Source organism: Bradyrhizobium huanghuaihaiense (genome assembly GCF_025200885.1).
GTDB classification, from domain to species: Bacteria; Pseudomonadota; Alphaproteobacteria; order Rhizobiales; family Xanthobacteraceae; genus Bradyrhizobium; species Bradyrhizobium huanghuaihaiense.
On sequence record NZ_CP104172.1, the window covers coordinates 5888120 to 5906490 of the forward strand.

Below are 18371 nucleotides of genomic sequence, written 5' to 3' on the forward strand. Positions count from 1 at the left end.
ATTGCGGGTGCCGCACCCAGGCGCGGAGCCTGGGTGCGGCTTGGCCTTAGTGTTGCGGTCTGGCCAGCAACGCGTCGTGCCCCCAACCGGTCGCTTGCGACACAGCCGCCACGATCTGACCGGGATCCACCCGGCCGGTGTGAGCGGCCAGATACTGGTTCAGCAGCGCAAAGCTCTGGCTTGCCAGCGACGCCATCGTGCTCCCGGTGGCAGACGGATGATCTGCCGCCATGACCGGATGGGCTGCGGTCGTTGCCAGGCTGCTGCCGGCCGGATCAAAATGCTGCTGGAGCAGCGCAAAGGCCCGGCTTGCCAGGAACCCCGTGCTTGCAGCCGCCGCCGACTGATGATCCGTGGGCTCGATCGTCTGCGAGGCCGTCGGGGTCACAGCTGTCGCGGTGGCAACGGGCTGCTGATCCGTCACTGCGTGATGGCCGTGCGACGACGTCGTTGTAGTCGCGTCCCTCGCAGGTCGGGGGTCCGTCACGGTGATGGTCTTTGGCGCAGCGGTCGCAACGGCACCGGTTGACGGATCCGTCGCGCTTGCCGTCAGCGTAAGTTCCGCAACCGGATGGCCCCCGCCCCTGTAGGTCGAGGTCAGAGTCAATCCGCTGTTGACCTGCGCGGCCGTCAACGTGATGTCTCTTCCGCGGAACGTTTGACCGTCGAGCGCGTCAGTGATCGATTCATATTTCGGCAACCCCGTGATGTGCAAGGCCACGCGGTCGTTGGAATCGGTCGTTGTCACCTTCGTCCCGAGATCGACCGTACCGCCGCGACCCGCCACCCAGAGCGAGTCATCCGCAATGGTGAGGACAGGCGAAATCACGGAGGGAGTCGACGGCGGCGTTGGGCTGGTCGGCGTGGTTGGAGTGGTTGACGTCGGATCGACCTGGAGCCCGGTGAACGTCTTCACCGCACCCGAGAGGTTGGCCGCAAGGCCGCCCGTATCCTTGATGCTCGCGCCACTCGGAAGGTTGACCCCGGTGATGGCGAGCGCCGAAGTCGTGGTGTCGGTCGACGCGACGGTCGTCTTGAACGTGAGCGAGTTCGTCCCCGAGCCGCCGACATAGGTGGCCTTGGCGCCATCATTGAGCGACAGCGTCGGGGTACCGGTGACGGTCACGGCCTCGCTGAAGCCGAGTGTCATTGTGACGGTATCGCCGACATGCTCGACTCCCGTCCCCGGTGAAGCGGAGGCCTGCGTCACCGTCGGCGCAACGTTGACGGGGGCGGTCGGCGTCGTTGGGGTGGTGGGCGAGGTTGTCGGCGTACCCCCGCTCACCGCCTTGAGCATCGGAAGCATCGTATTCATGTCCCGACGGAGGGCGTCCATCGTCGCCGCATCATAGGCGTTCGCCTGGGTGCGAATGGCGGTCTGGGTGCCTCCGTCGTCGATGACGTAGGCGCCGTATTGCTGGAGCGCGCGGAACACCTCCTGGCCGAGCGTCGAAAGGCCGGATGGCATCGGCGTCCCGGGCGCAATGGCCAGAAGCTGCCCTTCCTGCATTATGCCGCTGGAACTGGAGCCGTCGGTGGCAATGGCGGGGGAAACATAGCCAGACTTCAGGAGCGAGCCCTCGACGGCAAGCTGCAGGGCATGATTGATCGTGCCCGTGTCCGTCTGTGCCTGGACCAGGAGCCCGCCGAGCTCGCTCGAGCCGGCCGCAGTGATGCCTGCGCCCTTCCCGGAGCCGCCCCAACCGGTGCCCGTGACCACGTTCGCCTCGCCATACGCCACGGCGGTCGCGGTCGTGGTGCTCGTGCGGTGGAATTGCCAGAAATTGTAGGCGATGTCGCCGTCGATGATGACGACCGGTCCGTCCGTGCCGATGCCGCCGGTCCCCCCGGCCGGAGCATGGACGCTGACGGTCCCGCCGGGCCATCCCCAGCTGGCGGGAACAGACACCTGCACGACTGGGTCCGACGACGAAGCGACGTAGACTGGCACGTTGCCCCAGCCCACGTCGTAGTTCCATCCGGTCGCGGTGGGCCAGTTGAGCGACGTATATGTTGCTCCGGTCGGGACCTGCTGGTTCCAAGCGGAGGTCGACGAAAACGGAGTCGATGACAAGTTGAACGACATGCGTACCTTTCGTTCTGCGTGAGTCTTTGACGTTGACAAGGGAATTCCACTGCCGCGCATCACGAAGGCGCGCGACATACCACGTGCTCGCAACCTCAGGCCGCGAGCGGATTCCAACGCATCACAGTCTCGGACCGCGAGCGGATTCCAACGCATCGCGGTCTCGGACCGCGAGCGGACTCCAAAGCAGTGGGATTTTTGAAGGTGCCCCCCGACTGCTGGGTCGGTTGGTTAATGAGCAAAAATGGCGAAAAAACTTTCAAAGTGTGATTCATACTCAAGTATGTAGCGCCCGGAAAACTACGCGCCTATATCGCGCAACGTATTGAATTGGTTGGTTCAAGACACGCGCACCCGATTTTTCTGTCAGCTTGTATCGCGTCGGAGAGTACAGCTTGGTCCGATGCCAGCGCGGAACCTCGCGTAGGCGAGCACATCAGTCGCAGGCTTCCTGGGCGAACGGTGGCGATGGAAGCGGAGACGACGCGCCGTGTGCTCTTGCCCGCATGCGCCAGCACGTTTGCCCGCATACGCCAGCACGTTGCGCATGAAGTGCACGTGGCAATGCTGCGCCTACAAGCATGCAATGTGGCGTCGTTTGTCGATCTGTTTGGAGCAAGTGGCGTTGCAAGTCCACCGATCGGCGGCATGGCGGAGTCATCTTGCAACCGAACAGATTGCCGCTCCAGGGTGACCCGTAACGATTATTGCGAAGGCTGACCTCAAGTACGATCTGGAAGTTGAGCGCGTTGCCGGTGACCTGCGCCCAGCAATCGGAAGAGAGGCGAACCCGGTGACCTACCAACTCGTGCGGCACGCGGCGGCGGACCGGCCCATCGGCATCGGTCCACCAGGATGCAGTCAGGTGACCTCGTCAACTTCATGGTGGGCTAGGAGAGCAGCCGTATCTCGCCTGTCCCATCGCGCGAGCCGATCGCCACGATCTCAGGCTAGGCGAAACGAGCGGCCACATCGAATGGAGGCGAGTGCGTTGACGAAGCTGATGCCTGACTTATGTGGCGATCCAGCGTCCACGCATGGAGCGTCTCAATGAGATTAGCGCAGCACAATGCGATTTACGATCGCATTAAAACACGCGGACAAGAACTGAAGGAGGTGGACAAAATCCACGTCAGCGTTCCAGGCTAATTGCTTCCGCTCTCAGTGAGGATTCGCATCGGCTGGTGTCCCTGCACGTGCGCGCCTCGGCGCCAGCGTCGTATAGGCGGCGAGGAGGGAACGCTTTTCGAGCTCCCACTGAAATGCGCCGTAGGCACGCTCCCTGCCGTAATTCCGCATACGCTCGCGCCCGGCCTCGTCCTCAAGCAGCGCCACGATTCCTTCGCCGAGCGCCCGCGGCGTCGGCTCCGCCACCACCAGGCCAGCGTCGCCTGCATCAACCCTCGCCTGTGCCAAGTCGAACAGGACGAACGGCAGCCCGAGGGCCATGTATTCAAAGACCTTGATCATCGACATAACCACGTTGCAGGCATTGGGCGGATCCGGAACGACGCCGATGTCGCAAGCCGCCAGCATGGCGGGAAGCGGATCGCCCGAAATGTACCCGGCAAATTCGATATTGTCGGTAATCCCGAGTTCGCTTGTGAGCGTCCTGAGCCGACCTGCCTCCGGCCCGTCGCCGATGATCAGGCAGGCGATATCCGTTCGATGCAGGCGCTTGACTATGTGTTCCATCGCCTTGACCAGGAGGTCTACACCGTCCTGCTCGGCCATCATTCCCACGTAGCCGACGAGATATCGACAGTCCCGCCTGACCGACAGTTCGGGCTTGACCCGGCTGAAGCGCCCAAGCTCGGGGACGCTTCTGACAATCCAGACCCTGTCTGGCGGCATCCCGCCTCGCTCCACGGCCTGCCGCTTCAGGGTAGGGTTCGTCACGAGGCTCCCGTCAGCCGAGCGAAACGTCCAGCGTTCAAGCAGGAGCAGGAGACGATAAAGGAAATCCTGGCGGCCGAACTTGACCTCATAAAGTTCGGGCGCGGGATCATGCTGATCAAACAGAAATTTCTTGCCAAAGAAAACTTTGTAGAAAAGCGCAATCAAAAAGATCAAATCCGGTGGATTGCACGCATGAAGAATATCGAATCCATGCCTGGACAACACTTTCAACGAGAGAACGAACTGCCAAAAAAGGGCGACGGTATATTCGAGAAGATAAGTCAGGGCGCCCGAGCCTTCCACACCCCGTGGATGGCGGTAGATATGCACACCGTCCATCTGCTCGTATCCCTTGTCATATCCCCTTCCTTTGGGACAAATGACCGAGACGGTGTAACCAGCCTGGTGCAGCGCTGTGGCCTGCGTCCAGACCCGGCGATCGGCCGGCACCGGCAGGTTCTCAACGATGATAAGGACCGCGCCGACCGCATCACCTGCCGCGGATATGTTCGCTGAGAGAACCATTGCGCCTACCTCGGTCAGAGGGAACACGGCAAGCTTTATGCGCGGACTGGGCAGCTCGAGGAACGACAGGTCAAGCTGAAGCGGCGGCCGCGCTCAGCCCTGACAAGTCGCCGCTGCAGATGTTTCGCGGGAGCTTTCCTGGGTTGAGCACCGGGTTCCCCATGGACCGGTTATAATATTCTTCTGAACGATTTTGGCCGGATTGCCCATTACGATGGATCCCGCTGGCACATTTTGCAAAACCACGCTGTTTGGTGACACAATGCAATTATTTCCGATTTGAATTCCTGGCATTATTACTGAACCCGCTCCGATCAGGCAGTTGTCGCCAATAAAAACGTCCTTGTGCTTTGTGTTTATGAAATCATGAGCAAGTATTGCAGATCGAAAAGCAACTGCAGTATTCTTACCAATGTGTATACCCGTAGGATTTGTCTTATCTAGTTTTGCGCTAAGCGAGATGCGTGTCCCCTTTTTTATATCCATTTTCCAAAAATAAACAAAATACAACCGCCTCAATTCATAATTGAGCAAAGCTAACTTAGATCTAACCCGCGAGATCATCGGCTTTGGCATATTATCACTCCGAACCATACTTACTGTCGCAATTGTCGCGCGCTCTCTAGGATATCCTATTATCTTTCAGATCGTGCCCGCCCGGCGACCCTCCAGCCTAATGCACGGAATGTGGACATCGTGTCCGCCGTGTCAGACGGACGCTGCGGAGCCATTGCTCCAGCACGAGGATGCTAAATAGCATCTTGTGGTGGTCGGCCCGGCCTGCCGCATGGTCACGCAGCATGGATTGCACCGCAGCCGGCTCCAAGAACCGGTAGACCTGTGACTGCGGATCGGCCAAGTATTGTCGGATCCCTCCGTCGAGGGATTGTCGGAACCACCCATCGACCACATTCACCGCAAATCCGCGCTTCTTGCGATGGATAATTTCCGACGACAACAGCCGCTTGCACACTTCGCGATGAAGCCACTTGCGGATGCCATGACGCACCTTGAAGGACGCGCCCAATTGCTGGACGTGCTCGACCACTTCACGATCGAGAAAGGGTACGCGAACCTCGAGGGCGTGCGCCATGGACAGCTTGTCGCCATACATGAGCAACTCGTCCGGCAGCGACGAGCGCAGCTCGAGTAACTGAAAGGCGTTCAGGTCGTCCAGGTTTTCGAAGGCCGGCCGGTATTCCTCCCAGCAGCGGGCCGCCACGGCAGCTTCCCCGTCAGCGATCAGCTCGGGGCGAAAAAGCCCCTGCATCGCGTTGTCCGAAACCAGGGAGAATATCTGCTGGAAACGACGAAGCCGGTCGGGCTCGTGCAGCGAGTAAAGGCCACGCTTGATCGTATCGTTGCGCGGGAGGGCGCGCGCGAGTGCGGCACTGGGTGTCTGCAACCAGGCGGGCAGCGCGCGCCAGGCGGCGCCATAGTGCACGCCTAGGTGTCGGGTGTATCCGCCGAACAGCTCATCCGGCCCTTGGCCGATGAGCGCCACCTTCACGTTTTCACGAGCCCGCTGACAGACGAAGTACATGGGCACGATCGATGACGAGGCGACCGGTTCCTCGAGAACGTCCACGATGCGGGGCAGGACGTCTCCAAACGTTTCCCGGGTGAGGTGAACCGAATTGTGCTTGGCCCCGTAGGTCCGGGCCGTTTTGGCGGCATCCTCGAGCTCATCATCGGCGAACGACGAACCATACCCGACGCTGAACGTGTGCCAGTCGCGGCCATAGGAGCTCATCAGCGCCAGCAGCAGGCCCGAATCCAGGCCGCCGCTGAGCAGCAGTCCGAGCGGAACGTCGCTGATGAGATGCCGCTTCATGGCCGCCCTGTACAGCTCGATCAATTTTTCCGCCGCCTCCTCCGGGCGGGGCTGCGGGGCGAATGGCTCCGGGACGAACTGGTAGTAGCGCGAGACGTGCACCTGGCCGTTTTCGACGACGAGTTTTTCACCCGTGGCGAGCTTCTGGATGCCCTTGAACATCGTGCGCGGGGCCGGCGTGTAGCGATAGCGCAGAAAAAGAGCGACGGCTTCGGGATCAACGCCCGGCGGCTCGCCTAGAGCAACGCGGACCGGCCGAATCTCCGAACCAAAAGCAACCGATCCGTTGCGGATTGCGTAGTAGACCGGCTTGATGCCCATCGGATCGCGCGCCAGCAGCAGCCGGCGCTCTTTCACGTCCCAGATAGCGAGGCCGAACATGCCGTTGAAGCGGTTCAGCACGGCGTCACCCCACTGCTTGTAGCCGTGCACGATCACCTCGGTGTCGCAGTTGGAACGAAACACGTGGCCGTGCCCCTGCAACTCCTGCCGGAGCTTCTGATAATTGTATATCTCTCCGTTGAAGACCACCCACACCGTTTGGGCTTGGTCAGACATGGGTTGGTGGCCGGCGGGTGACAGATCGATGATCGCCAGTCGGCGGAAACCCAAGCCAAGATTCCCGTCCAAATGCTGACCGGCGTCGTCGGGGCCGCGGTGGATGATCGTGCCCATCATCGCTTCGATGGTGGAAGCGCTGACGGGTGCACCGCTGCCGAAGTTAAACTGCCCGCAGATGCCGCACATGGTGGAATCCTTTGGCTGCTCGATCGCCTCGTCAACGACAAACCAGGAAGACAGAAAACACTCTCGCATTGTCTGGTCGAGATTGCCCGGTTCGGCGATTATCTCGCCCGCGCCTGCGATCCGCCGCCCGGCAACACCGTCATGTAGCGAGCGCCGTTACGCCTATCGACATTGCGCTGGGCACCATTATCGGAGGAAAAACTTGTAGGTAGTTCAAAGCTTCACCGGATGGATACGCGAAAGATTTTCGCCAATACCTTTCATATGGCGGGTTTCCCAAATTGTTTCTTCAATCCCCGCCGGTGAAGCGTTCGTCGGCGACGGCGTGCTGTTCATCGACGATCGCCATCGGCGCGCCCGCGCCAGCCTTCCGCTCCTGCACCTTCACGAAAGAACGCGTTCGTACAAAGATTGTATTCGCCTTGCGACCGTTGCAAGCGAAAGTTCATGGACCGCGGCATAACCGCCGGAAAGACGCTTTCCACGGACCAGCACCTTCCCTGCAGCTTCCGCGATAGAGGTCGGTTCGTCAGACACGATGTAACATCCTTCGAACTCTTTAATTCGCTCGGCCACGTCGCCAACATCGACGGAAACAATCGGTAGATTGCAGGCAAGAGCTTCCTTTACAATGTTCGGAGAACCCTCATGAGCGGACGTAAGCAGCAAACAATCGACGGCGTTCAGGAAGCGCGCGACTTCTTCCTGAGGTCTCTTATCAAGTGTGACCAATTGGGCAGATGGATTGGATTTTCGCACCAACTCAAAAGCGGCTTCGGCGAGCGGGTATCTCTTATAACCCCCTGCCGAGGGCCTGCCTGCAAATAGGACGTGCTGCTCGTCTTCCTTTAGACCCACTTCGTGCTTAGCGACCGTTCTGGGATAGAAGACATCAAGATCTATCCCATTGGAAATGATGGACGTTGTTTTGGCGCGAAGATATTTTGCAAGGCCGGCACTCTTCGCAATATTGTGAGCCGTCGCACACGACAATAAACGGGAGAATAGTCCGTGCAACACTCGATTCGAGAATCGATATTCTCCCCGCTCGTTGCAATCTCCATATACGTCGTTGCCCATAAAAGACACAACGAGTGGCAGGGTAGTAGCCAATCTGGCTGTCCAGCCTGAGTACATATAATGCGCATGAACGATATCGTACTGCCTCGAACGCACAGCCTTCCGTACTTCAGCAATACCCTTGATATATTTGCCAATGCCTGTGCTCTTGAGCAGGCAAACATCAACATCAATCCCACGCTTCGCCAGCGACTCCACTTGAGTGCGGATGAAAACGCCCGCAGACGGATTCTGTGCAGTAGGGTACGCGCCCGTAACATGCAGAACAATCAACGCAGCTTGCTCCTTGTGGCCTCCGGGAATGGCCATTCGCTCACCCGGCGCACGTCAAAAACCCCGTTTGATGGCCAAATAGGAAATCAGATCCAGCTCGACTATCGCAATCCCGCACATAGCGACCAATGCTTCTCAACAGGCTCCAATTACGGTCGTTCGATCATCTGAGGCCCCAGCTCGCAATCAAACCGCAAAAGGCACCCTATTCCCGCTTGCCAATTGCCGAAACAGCTCAACGTGCTTCTGCACCATTTGCTCAATCCCGAACTTCTCCTCGACGAGCACCCGTCCTGCACGACCGAACGCGCTTCCAATGTCAGGACAGTCGACAATTTCCCTTATCCGCGACGCCAGTGCATTTTCGTCTCCGAATGGAATTAGGAATCCATTCTCTCCGTCCTTGACGATTTCGCGATTGCCCGCCACGTCTGTGGCTATGACCGGCTTTTCCAGCGCCATGTACTCTAGGATCACATTAGAGATTCCCTCTCCGTTTGTTGAGACCAATACTCCGACGGAAAAGGTTCTTATGACTTCTTCGACCCGTTTCCTGACTCCCAGAATGCGCACATTCGAAAGACCGTCGCGCTTCACACGCTCCATGAAGCTTTCAAGATCTGGTCCTTCGCCCACAGCGACGAATGTAATGTCCTTCCGCTCGCTGCACACCAATTTTGCCGCCTTGAAGAACGTACTATAGTCTCTCTCTCGATGAAATCTTCCGACCATACCGACTACGTGTTTGGTTCTTATATCCATCGAACGCTTGACGTCGTTGACGTCCGGAAGATTGTTTATTCGATCAAAATCAAAACCGTTTCGTATACAAAGAGCTTTTTTGCCTTCAACTCGAAAAGCTCTAAGTCCCGCTAATGAATTTGCCAATATTACAGTTGAAAATGGAGCTGTCAGACGTAAACGTCGGTACGTATAATCCTTCAAATTCAGATGGGGCGGTGCGTTTTGTATCATTGCATTGATCAAAGCTGATCGAGATATCAACGCGATTGGTGACGCATACACCGAACACATCGACTCCCACGAATATATTATGTTCGGTCGGTATCGTCTCGCCAGGCCATATAGCTTTTCGAAAATACTGAAGTCCCATTGTCGGCTTCTTCTGATGATGTGTATTTTTATTCCCAGTGACCTAATCTCGTCATAGTGGATGGTATCTGAAAGAACGACGAGTTCGTTAATGAACCCATCTAGTTTGCTGAACCCACGCAGCAATTCAACCAGTTGCCGCTCCTTCCCCCCGGAGGCCAACGTGTCGGTTATATGCAGCACCCTGATCGCGGGCCTTGACGAATTCAGCATTCCCTCACCCGACCTTATGACCGCAGTCCCAGCGCTCAACCGAAATTAGGACTTTGATATAGGTTGACGTACGTTGGCGACGCAGAGGATCCTCACGATTAGTGTTGCCTCGACGCTTGGCACGAACTGCCACCGGGTCATGCGCCGCTCTCAATCACGACATGCGGGTAATGACCACCTGGTTGCCAATCGTAACACCAGGCCGCACCAGCGAACTCGGCGATCGTCACGTCCGCACCGATCGCCTCGGTCTCGACCACCGCCCATGCACTGTTTCGATTCATCACCACTCCTTCCCGACATCGGCCTGCAGCGCAGCGGACGAATACGTCGACTTCCGCTGCAAGTTCTTGTGACCGTCCTGCTCGGCCGCAGCGCGCACAATCGCGGCGACACGGCGCACTTGGTCGCGTGTGAGCTCGGGAAACATGGGCAGGGACAATGATCGAGCGGCCATCGCTTCGCAGCACGGCAAGTCGCCCTGCCTGTAGCCGAGATGCTCGAGAGCAGGCTGTAGGTGGAGCGGTAACGGATAGTGGATCCCGGTCGCCACGCCGGCTTCGTCTAACTTGGTTCGCATTGCGTCACGATCGTTCGTGGTGATTACATACAAATGGTAGACGTGCGTCGACCCCTTTCGAACGAACGGCGTCTCGATCCCCGACTGCGCTAATTCAGTGGCGTACCACTCCGCAGCGCGCCGCCGATTGGTGTTCCATTCATCCAGGCGCCGGAGCTTGACCTGCAGAACTGCCGCCTGGAGCGCGTCGAGCCGGCTGTTGAACCCGATCTCGGCGTGGCTGTAGTGAGTGGTTCGACCGTGGTCACGCAGTCGTTCGATCCGCTGGGCGATCGCGGCATTGTTGGTGGTGACCGCTCCGCCGTCGCCATAGGCGCCGAGATTCTTCGCTGGATAAAACGAGAAACATGCGACATCGCCGAGCGCCCCCGTTCGGACCCCCTGATATTCCGCCCCGTGCGCCTGGGCTGCGTCTTCTAGTACATAGAGGGCGCGCCGCCGTGCGATGTCCTTGATTGGACCCATGTCAGCCGGCTGCCCGAAGAGGTGGACTGCGATGATTGCTCTTGTACGGTCCGTTACGGCTCGCTCGATCATCTCGGGATCGATCGTGTAAGTGTCCGGATCGATATCGACGAACACAGGCCGCGCTCCCGTCGCCACGATGGCGGCCGCGGTGGCGATGAAGGTATGGGCGGTTGTGATCACCTCGTCGCCATGACCAATACCCAAGGCCCGCAGCGCCAGATGAAGCCCGTCCGTGCCGTTCGCCACACCGCGCGCGTAGCGCACCTGGCAATACGCGGCGAACTCTCTTTCGAACGAGGCAAGCGCCTCGCCGCCTATGAACTGCGCGGAGTCGAGAACGCCTAGAATTGCTTCGGCCACGTCGTCCTTTAGCGTCTCATATTGCGCTTTGAGATCGACAAACGGAATGTGCATTTCTTCCAACCTCACGAGAATCCGTCTTTGTTTCCAGAGAACGTCATCGAGCACCGTGGCCCCGCAGAACCGCGGGAAACGTCAGGGCAATCAACTTCAGGTCGGTCAATAGGGTCCAGTTCATTGCATATTCGACGTCCATCTCGAGCATCACCTCGGGGCTGACACGACCCCGACCGCGCACCTGGCAAAGTCCGGTTATCCCGGGCTTCACAATGTGACGCTTATGGTGCCAGTCCCGGAAGTATTCGAGTTCATAGGGAATCGCTGGCCGCGGACCGACGATGCTCATTTCGCCCCGCAATACGTTGAGGAATTGAGGCAGTTCGTCGAGGCTGGTTCTCCGCAGCCACCGTCCCACGCGCGTCACGCGAGGATCGTCCGTCAGCTTGTATGGGGCGGCGGGGTCGTTCGAGAGGAGTTCCTTTGCCCAAGCCCTCCGGATCGCCTCGCGATGGACGTTTTCGTCGGCGTTGTGGTTGAGTGTCCGGAATTTGAAGCAGTCGAACGGCTTCTCGTCTCGCCCGATGCGACGTTGGCGAAAGACCGCTGGCCCGGGACTGTCGAGATGGATTGCTATCCACACCACGATGAAGACGAGGGCCAGCGGCACGATCGCGATAACGCTGATCGCGACGTCGAGCGCCCGCTTGCCGAATTCCCGCGGGGTCGCCTTCCGTCGCGTGGCGTCATGCGACGGCAATTTCGGGACCTCCCGCCGGCATGTTCCGCCGCCGAAATATCCGTTGATCCTTGCCATTGCTACGGTGCTTGTGCTTGAGCCGTAGACACGCCGATGCCGCCTCGAGCGCTTCGACAACGCGCAGCCCGTGCATTCCGTCCGCGCACGGCCGTTCCCCGGTCACGATCGCATTGACGAAGTCGAGTATCTCGAGCTTCAGCGGTTCACTGCTGGAAATCGCGGGGATATGCACGTCGCCATGATGATAGGCCGACTGGAAATCGGCATAGGAGTCGCCGTCGATCCGCGGCCTGAATCGCTTCTGGTAAACGCGCACTTTTTCGGACGGCTGCACGTCGTCGAACACCAGCATCGCATCGCTTCCTACGATCGTGATCTGGCGCACCTTGACCGGGTCCAACCAGGAAACATGCACATGGGCGGTCGGGCCGCTCTTGAAGCCCATCTTGGCGTAAACAACATCCTCGACGTTGGGCAGAACGTGCGCGCAACCCCAGGCGCCGATGGTTTGCGGCACCTCCTCCAGCAAGCAGAAGATGATCGAGAGGTCGTGCGGCGCCAAGTCCCAAAGGACATTGGCGTCCTGCCGGTAGAGACCGAGATTAAGACGCCGCGAATCTATGTAGTAGAGCTCGCCGAGAGAGCCGCTCTTGATCATCTGGCGCATGACACCGACCGCCGGGTGATACTCGAACGTGTGCCCGACCATCAGCACGCGCTTGCGCTTTTCGGCGATCGCATTCAACTCGCGGCATTGCGCGCTCGTCATGGCGAGCGGCTTCTCGACGAGCGCGTGCTTTCCGGCCTGGAGCACCGCTCGCGCCAATTCAAAGTGCGTCTCTACAGGGGTGGCGACAATGACACCGTCTATAGAAGGGTTATTCAGTACCGCGCCGATATCATGCGAAACAGCGACAGAAGGATATTGTGAACGGATATATTCCAATCTATCAGGACGCGGATCAACGGCCATCGACAACCTTGCATCGCGTATATCGCAGCTGACGCGGATGTGTTTCGAACCCCAGTAGCCGCAACCGATGACTGCTAGCGAGGGGCCGCCGTTCCTGGTCCGCATTTCCGCGTCCTTATTCGCCATATTCGCCATGTTGGCCCCTGTTTGAAGGCGCTCAGCGTGCATCCATTCAAGATAACCGATTGGGCGCGCGCGCCGCGGTAGAACAGGGATTATGATCTACGCTCTTTGGGGGTACACAGGTTGGACTCTCCCCCCGCCCCCTGCTCTCGTAGTGTTGGTCATAGCCAAAGTGATTGATTGGCTGGTCAACCACATAACGCCTTATCACTCCATGGGTTTTCAGCGCAGAGTCCGCGCCGATTGCGACAAGGAGCTGCCCGCATCGCCCATCGCGGATATGTTGGCCGACAGAACCATTGCGCCGGCGTCCTTCAGTGGAAACCTGGCGATCTTTGGTATAGGACTCCCCAAAAGAGGAGCACAGTCTCGAGGTCGCGGACGATCCGCAGGATGTCCGCTCGCCTTGCCGAGGGATGATGCGACAACCAGCAAGGAGCCCCCACGCCATGGACACGGGTTCTTCGATCGCACTCCTGCTCCGCAGCGACGACACCCCATCGCCCGAGGATTGCAATCTAGCGGAAATCCTCGATTTTTTCGGAATTCCATGGACGGCGCTGACAGTCAGCGAAGCGAACGGGGACAAGGTAGCATCGCTGACGGCAAGTCATCCGCAGTTCTCCATCCTGACTTCCGCGCGCTCGCTCGCCGAAACCTTGCAGCGCTGCAAGGCCGGAACGTTTCCGGCCTGGTTGGCGGCAGCCGCTTCCGTGTTCGTCTATGAATTTCAACCTGGGGATCCTTGCAGGGCTCTGCTGCGCCAGATCACGGGAGACCCGGAGGCGGATATCCGCGGCATCGACGCATGGCCGATAACCGTGTCCGTCACTGATGCTTTTCCAGACATGTGCGGGCCTATGTCGGCCCTACAGATTCAACTGCAGCGCGGCGCCGCAGATACGGCGCTTGTCATCCAGGCTGGTGGCGGATTGCAGAGCATCGCCGCGGCGCCCGAGGGACATCTGTTCGCCGGATTTTCTCATTCCGGCGTGCGCTTTTTTGCCGACGCGTCACTGACGATGGTGGACATTCGCGAACGGGCTGCGACTTATTTTGACGTGAAGAAGCGTTTCGCCGGTGCGGTGCCAATCGTGATGTATCTGAAGTGGTCGTTCCGCGACATCTGCTGGACCGCCTCCGAAACAAACGCGTGCCTGATCATCGACGATCCACCTCTGAGGCCACGGTACGGCTTTCTCGAATTTGGGGAGCTACTGCACTTGGCCAACAAGCAGACGTTCGCGACGACCATCGCCTTCATTCCATGGAACTGGCAACGAACAAATCGCGACACCGTTGCCGCCTTTCGGAAAAATAGCGAAAAACTATCCGTCTGTGTGCACGGCTGCGATCACACCCGTGGTGAATTTGCAGCCCGTTCAGCCGAACTCCTCGACAGAAAACTGAAGACCGCCAAGTGTCGGATGCAGTCCCTTCTCAACAAGACCGCGCTTGATCATGAAAACGTGATGGTTTTCCCGCAAGGGGCATTCTCGCCGGAGGCAGCGTCGGCTCTTAAACGAAACGGTTTCGTCGCAGCAGTGAACACGGAAGTCGCACCAGCCGATGACACGTCGAACGAAACGACACTTGCCGACCTGTGGAGTGTCGCCATCGTCCGGTATGGGGGATACTCGATCTTTACCCGGCGGTACATTCACCACGGCATTGAAAACTTCGCATTTGACGGAATCCTGGGTAAGCCGTGCTTCATCGCCGGGCATCACGACATTTTCCGGGGCCATGGCAGCGAACTGGCGGAGTTCCTCCGACAGCTTGCATCCTTGCGGTGGAAACTCTGTTGGCGGACTCTCGGGGACGCCGTTTGCCGCAGCTACAGCATTAAAGCCGGCAGCGGAACGAGCAAAATAAGGATGTTTGCTGAACAACTCCGCATCGAGAACAAGGAGGCGATGACGCGACGGATCCAAGTTATGAAGGAAGAACCACAGGTCGCCTCCTTGAAAACTATTACAGTCAACCAGGAGATCGTCGCGCACGAATACATGGACGGATGTCTCAGACTGACCGTCGATATCCCGCCCGGCAGAACGGCGGATATACGCTGTGTTTATCACGAACAGCCGGATGCTTTCCCAGATTCAGAATCGGTCTCATACCGACTTGGAGTGGCGGCTCGGCGATATCTATCCGAACTTCGTGACAATTACGGGTCCAGCGACCTGTTTCGTTTTCGCCTGTAGCCGGGAGGCGCGCCGCAATTGAGCGTGATCATGCTGTTTCGGCCAAGGTACAATGCATGATGCTCCTAGCATGATGCTCTTGGCAGGTCGCTTCCTGCTCCGGCGGACTCCGACGCCTGACCCGATAGTCGCGTTCAAGCGGTCGTCACTTGGCCTCGGGCGCTGCCCTGGTCTCAAGGGCATTGCTGGCGCGCTGGTCCGCGCGCACGCAGGCGGCGGTCTTGCCCGCCGCCAGGAGCACGTGTCGGAGCAGTCGAAAGGATTACCCCCAATTCGCAGAGTTCACGCAGCATCAGACGCTTGCATATGAAGCATGAGACGGCGAATCTCGCACACTATCTCAATCTGGTCACGAATGACATCAGCTGCGATCACATCTCCTCGCGGCATCATCCGTGATGCCGCGGGCGATGACGGCACGCAAAACGTCATTCGACAACATGGCCATCGATAGATGAACGTCTCCTTCTCGAATTCTGGCTCCGTCGCGCCGTTACGAGCCGACACTTTATTCTTGATTCTCATCGGGATATTTGCCGCGATCGGCGGCGGATTGACGGCAATGGTCGGGGGAACGATTCCCTTTTTTCTTTATTCGTTGCCGATTGCCGCGGCGGTGGTTCTTGCCGACTACCGGAATGGAGTCTGGCTGTTGGTGTTACTGTTACCCTTCGCGTCAACCCAAATGGTTCCGCGTCAGGTATTCGAGGTCACCGGATTCAATTCGGAAAATTGCCTGCTCGTGCTCACGTTCTCGTCGTTGTGCTTGGCTTCGCTCCGAGAGGCCGTTCGATTCCCCCACCTGCCGCCGGCACTACTGGTTTATGTCGCACTGATTGCACTCGCCGCCTACAGCGGCTCCGGGTCGGCAGAGCAAGCGATCACGATTCCAGGCGAGGAGCCTTTAACCGTGAAGACATACATCCTCGACAATTTCGCTAAGCCGATGATTATCCTTGTCGTGGCTTGGATGGCGGCTGTGGTCTCGCGAAATGGAGGTGGGCAATCTCTGATCTGGGCGCTCGCAGGGGCCCTTGTTACCTTCTTCATGCTCGTCGTGGCCGACCTCGTTGGCAACGGCATCAGCCTTGAAAGTCTCGCGTCCGCAGGAGAGCGCGGTTTTCTCAGTTGGACCGGAATGCACGCCAATGAGATCGGCCTCATGGCGAATTTGGGGTTTGCGATCCTGCTCTACACGGCGGCGGCCACCGCCCGACCGATTCCGCGCCTGACGCTTTTTGCATGCGCCATCGCCGCCGCCGCGATGGCGGCGCTGACCTTTTCTCGAGGCGCCTTTATCGGCCTTGCCATCATCGTTGGACATTATCTGATCACCCGGCGCCGAACAGGCCAGATCGTTCTTGCGCTGTCGATCATCGTCGGTGTCACCTTGTTATTGCCCGGCGCATTCGTCGAACGAGCGACGACAGGTTTCGCCACAGAGGATACTCATGCAATCACGGCCGGTCGCCCCGACATGATCTGGCGCCCACTATTGCCAACGTTCTGGGAAGCGCCCATCCTCGGGCATGGCCTCGGTTCGACCATGTGGGCCACTCCCAATCTCCGCGGAGAAATGCTTCCGGTCGGACACCCCCATAATGCCTATCTCGGCGTTCTTCTTGATATGGGGATGGTGGGTGTCGCAGTCGTCGCAGCCTTCTTCTGGTCGGCTTGGGCCATGTTCAGACGCCTCGCGAAGAACCATGGTGATCCCCTATGGCGCGGGGTTTTCGAAGGGGGCGTTGTTTGCCTGATATGCCTCGCCGTCCAGGGATTGACGGATGATCGATTTGTACCGACCTACCCGCAGGTCGCCCTTTGGCTGTGTTATGGGCTCGCACTCGGCCAGGCCCAATCAACCTGTTCGACCAAAAGAACGCAGCCATGAAGGTATGTTTCGTCGGTCTTGAAAACCTCCCGGTCCTTGCCCCCGAATACAATCACCATGGTATTGGCGGGGAGGAGGTCCAACAGACGCTGCTCGCGAGAGCACTCGTTGCTCGTGGATACCAGGTTTCCGTTGTCGTCGGGGATTACGGTCAGTCCGACGCAGCAGCCTGGCACGGAATCACAACCTACAAAACGTATCGTGCGGATGCGGGCATTCCGGTTCTTCGTTATGTTTATCCCCGTTGGACCGCAACGTGGGCGGCGTTGATGCGGGCCGATGCCGACGTCTACTACACGAGCAGTGCCGGCACGCGCGTCGGCTTGGTCGCGATGTTCTGCCGCCGGCATGGACGTGGCCTTGTCCACCGATTGGCACATGACACGGATGCCGATCCGGAGAAGTTGCTGATACGCTACACACGAGACAAAAAGCTTTACGAGTACGGATTGAGGAGGGCTGATAGTGTCCTTTGCCAGCACGCCGGCCAGCAACGCGCGCTCTTGGAAAATTACGGACTGACGAGCGTGGTCGCTGACATGCTGGTGGATCCCCCGGATCGGCAGCTGGATCGTGATCAGCGCGACGTGGAAATTCTTTGGGTCAGCAACCTGCGTGACTTCAAGCGCCCCGAGCTCGCCATCGAGTTGGCGCGCCGCATGCCTTCCCGGCATATCCACATGGTTGGCGGTCCACAACCGGGTTATTCCGAGCTGTACAGCAAGATCGAGTCTGCCGCGAAACAACTGCCGAACCTGACGTTTCACGGTCGTGTCCCTTATCACGACGTCGGTGACCTCTATGACCGCGCCAAGATTTTCGTCAATACCTCGCACACCGAGGGTTTTCCCAATTCCTTTCTTCAGTCCTGGCGTCGCGGCGTTCCGGTAATATCATTTTTCGATCCCGATGGACTCATCAAGCGCGAAGGTCTGGGTGCCTCACCCCAGTCCATCGATGAGATGGCTTACGTTGCCGAGCACTTGATTGCCGATGAAACAGAATGGCGAAAGGCGTCCGAGCGGTGCAGAAGCTACATGGACCGGATGCATGGCGATCACGTGGTGCTGAAGCCCTATGTCGCAGCAATCGAGGAAGCGGTTCGCCGTAGGGAGAAATCACGCGCGTCGAGCAAACCGGTGTGGCAATGAGGCTTCTGATCGACGGCGATGTATGCAGGGGGAGCATGCGGGTCAGCGCGTCGATGGCCTCATTTCCTTTTGCCCATGCGCAGGCAGCAGT

At 58.6% G+C, this 18371-nt stretch carries 13 protein-coding genes; 3 read left to right on the forward strand and 10 right to left on the reverse strand.

What is annotated here, in order from left to right; translation table 11 throughout:
* Positions 1-46 precede the first annotated feature (46 nt).
* The 10 genes from N2603_RS28125 to N2603_RS28170 form a co-directional block, all read right to left on the reverse strand.
* Positions 47-2164 (reverse strand): hypothetical protein, encoded by a 2118-nt coding sequence (locus tag N2603_RS28125; RefSeq protein ID WP_260384679.1) that lies wholly within the window; start codon positions 2162-2164, stop codon positions 47-49.
* A 1083-nt stretch (positions 2165-3247) separates the two neighbouring features.
* Complete coding sequence (locus tag N2603_RS28130; protein WP_260384680.1) at positions 3248-4510, reverse strand: glycosyltransferase family 4 protein; 1263 nt, start codon at positions 4508-4510, stop codon at positions 3248-3250.
* Positions 4511-4603: 93 nt separating this feature from the next.
* Positions 4604-5086: an acyltransferase gene (locus tag N2603_RS28135; protein WP_208751647.1), complete on the reverse strand. Its 483-nt coding sequence runs from the start codon at positions 5084-5086 to the stop codon at positions 4604-4606.
* Between the two features lie 97 nt (positions 5087-5183).
* Complete coding sequence (gene asnB / locus N2603_RS28140) at positions 5184-7160, reverse strand: asparagine synthase (glutamine-hydrolyzing) (RefSeq protein ID WP_260384681.1); 1977 nt, start codon at positions 7158-7160, stop codon at positions 5184-5186.
* Between the two features lie 315 nt (positions 7161-7475).
* Complete coding sequence (locus N2603_RS28145; protein ID WP_260384682.1) at positions 7476-8480, reverse strand: glycosyltransferase; 1005 nt, start codon at positions 8478-8480, stop codon at positions 7476-7478.
* A gap of 150 nt (positions 8481-8630) precedes the next feature.
* Positions 8631-9770, reverse strand: a complete 1140-nt coding sequence (locus N2603_RS28150) for a glycosyltransferase (RefSeq protein ID WP_145831889.1) — start codon at positions 9768-9770, stop codon at positions 8631-8633.
* Positions 9771-9907: 137 nt separating this feature from the next.
* Positions 9908-10054 (reverse strand): hypothetical protein, encoded by a 147-nt coding sequence (locus N2603_RS28155; RefSeq protein WP_260384683.1) that lies wholly within the window; start codon positions 10052-10054, stop codon positions 9908-9910.
* Positions 10054-11286 carry a DegT/DnrJ/EryC1/StrS family aminotransferase gene (locus tag N2603_RS28160; RefSeq protein WP_260384684.1) on the reverse strand — a complete coding sequence of 411 codons (1233 nt, stop codon included), beginning with the start codon at positions 11284-11286 and terminating at the stop codon, positions 10054-10056. The genes N2603_RS28155 and N2603_RS28160 overlap by 1 nt, the downstream gene beginning before the upstream one ends.
* The gene (locus tag N2603_RS28165) at positions 11276-11935 is read right to left on the reverse strand and encodes a sugar transferase (protein WP_260384685.1); all 660 of its coding nucleotides are present in this window, start codon (positions 11933-11935) and stop codon (positions 11276-11278) included. The genes N2603_RS28160 and N2603_RS28165 overlap by 11 nt, the downstream gene beginning before the upstream one ends.
* Positions 11922-13043 carry a Gfo/Idh/MocA family protein gene (locus N2603_RS28170; RefSeq protein ID WP_260384686.1) on the reverse strand — a complete coding sequence of 374 codons (1122 nt, stop codon included), beginning with the start codon at positions 13041-13043 and terminating at the stop codon, positions 11922-11924. The genes N2603_RS28165 and N2603_RS28170 overlap by 14 nt, the downstream gene beginning before the upstream one ends.
* A 437-nt stretch (positions 13044-13480) precedes the next feature.
* Between N2603_RS28170 and N2603_RS28175 the strand changes: the two genes are divergently transcribed.
* The 3 genes from N2603_RS28175 (at position 13481) to N2603_RS28185 (ending at position 18280) form a co-directional block, all read left to right on the forward strand.
* Positions 13481-15238 (forward strand): polysaccharide deacetylase family protein, encoded by a 1758-nt coding sequence (locus N2603_RS28175; RefSeq protein WP_260384687.1) that lies wholly within the window; start codon positions 13481-13483, stop codon positions 15236-15238.
* 454 nt (positions 15239-15692) lie between these two features.
* Positions 15693-17129, forward strand: coding sequence for an O-antigen ligase family protein (locus tag N2603_RS28180; protein ID WP_260384688.1), 1437 nt, complete (start codon positions 15693-15695; stop codon positions 17127-17129).
* Positions 17126-18280: a glycosyltransferase family 4 protein gene (locus N2603_RS28185; RefSeq protein ID WP_260384689.1), complete on the forward strand. Its 1155-nt coding sequence runs from the start codon at positions 17126-17128 to the stop codon at positions 18278-18280. Before N2603_RS28180 ends, N2603_RS28185 begins: the two co-directional genes overlap by 4 nt.
* The last annotated feature ends 91 nt before the right edge of the window (positions 18281-18371 follow it).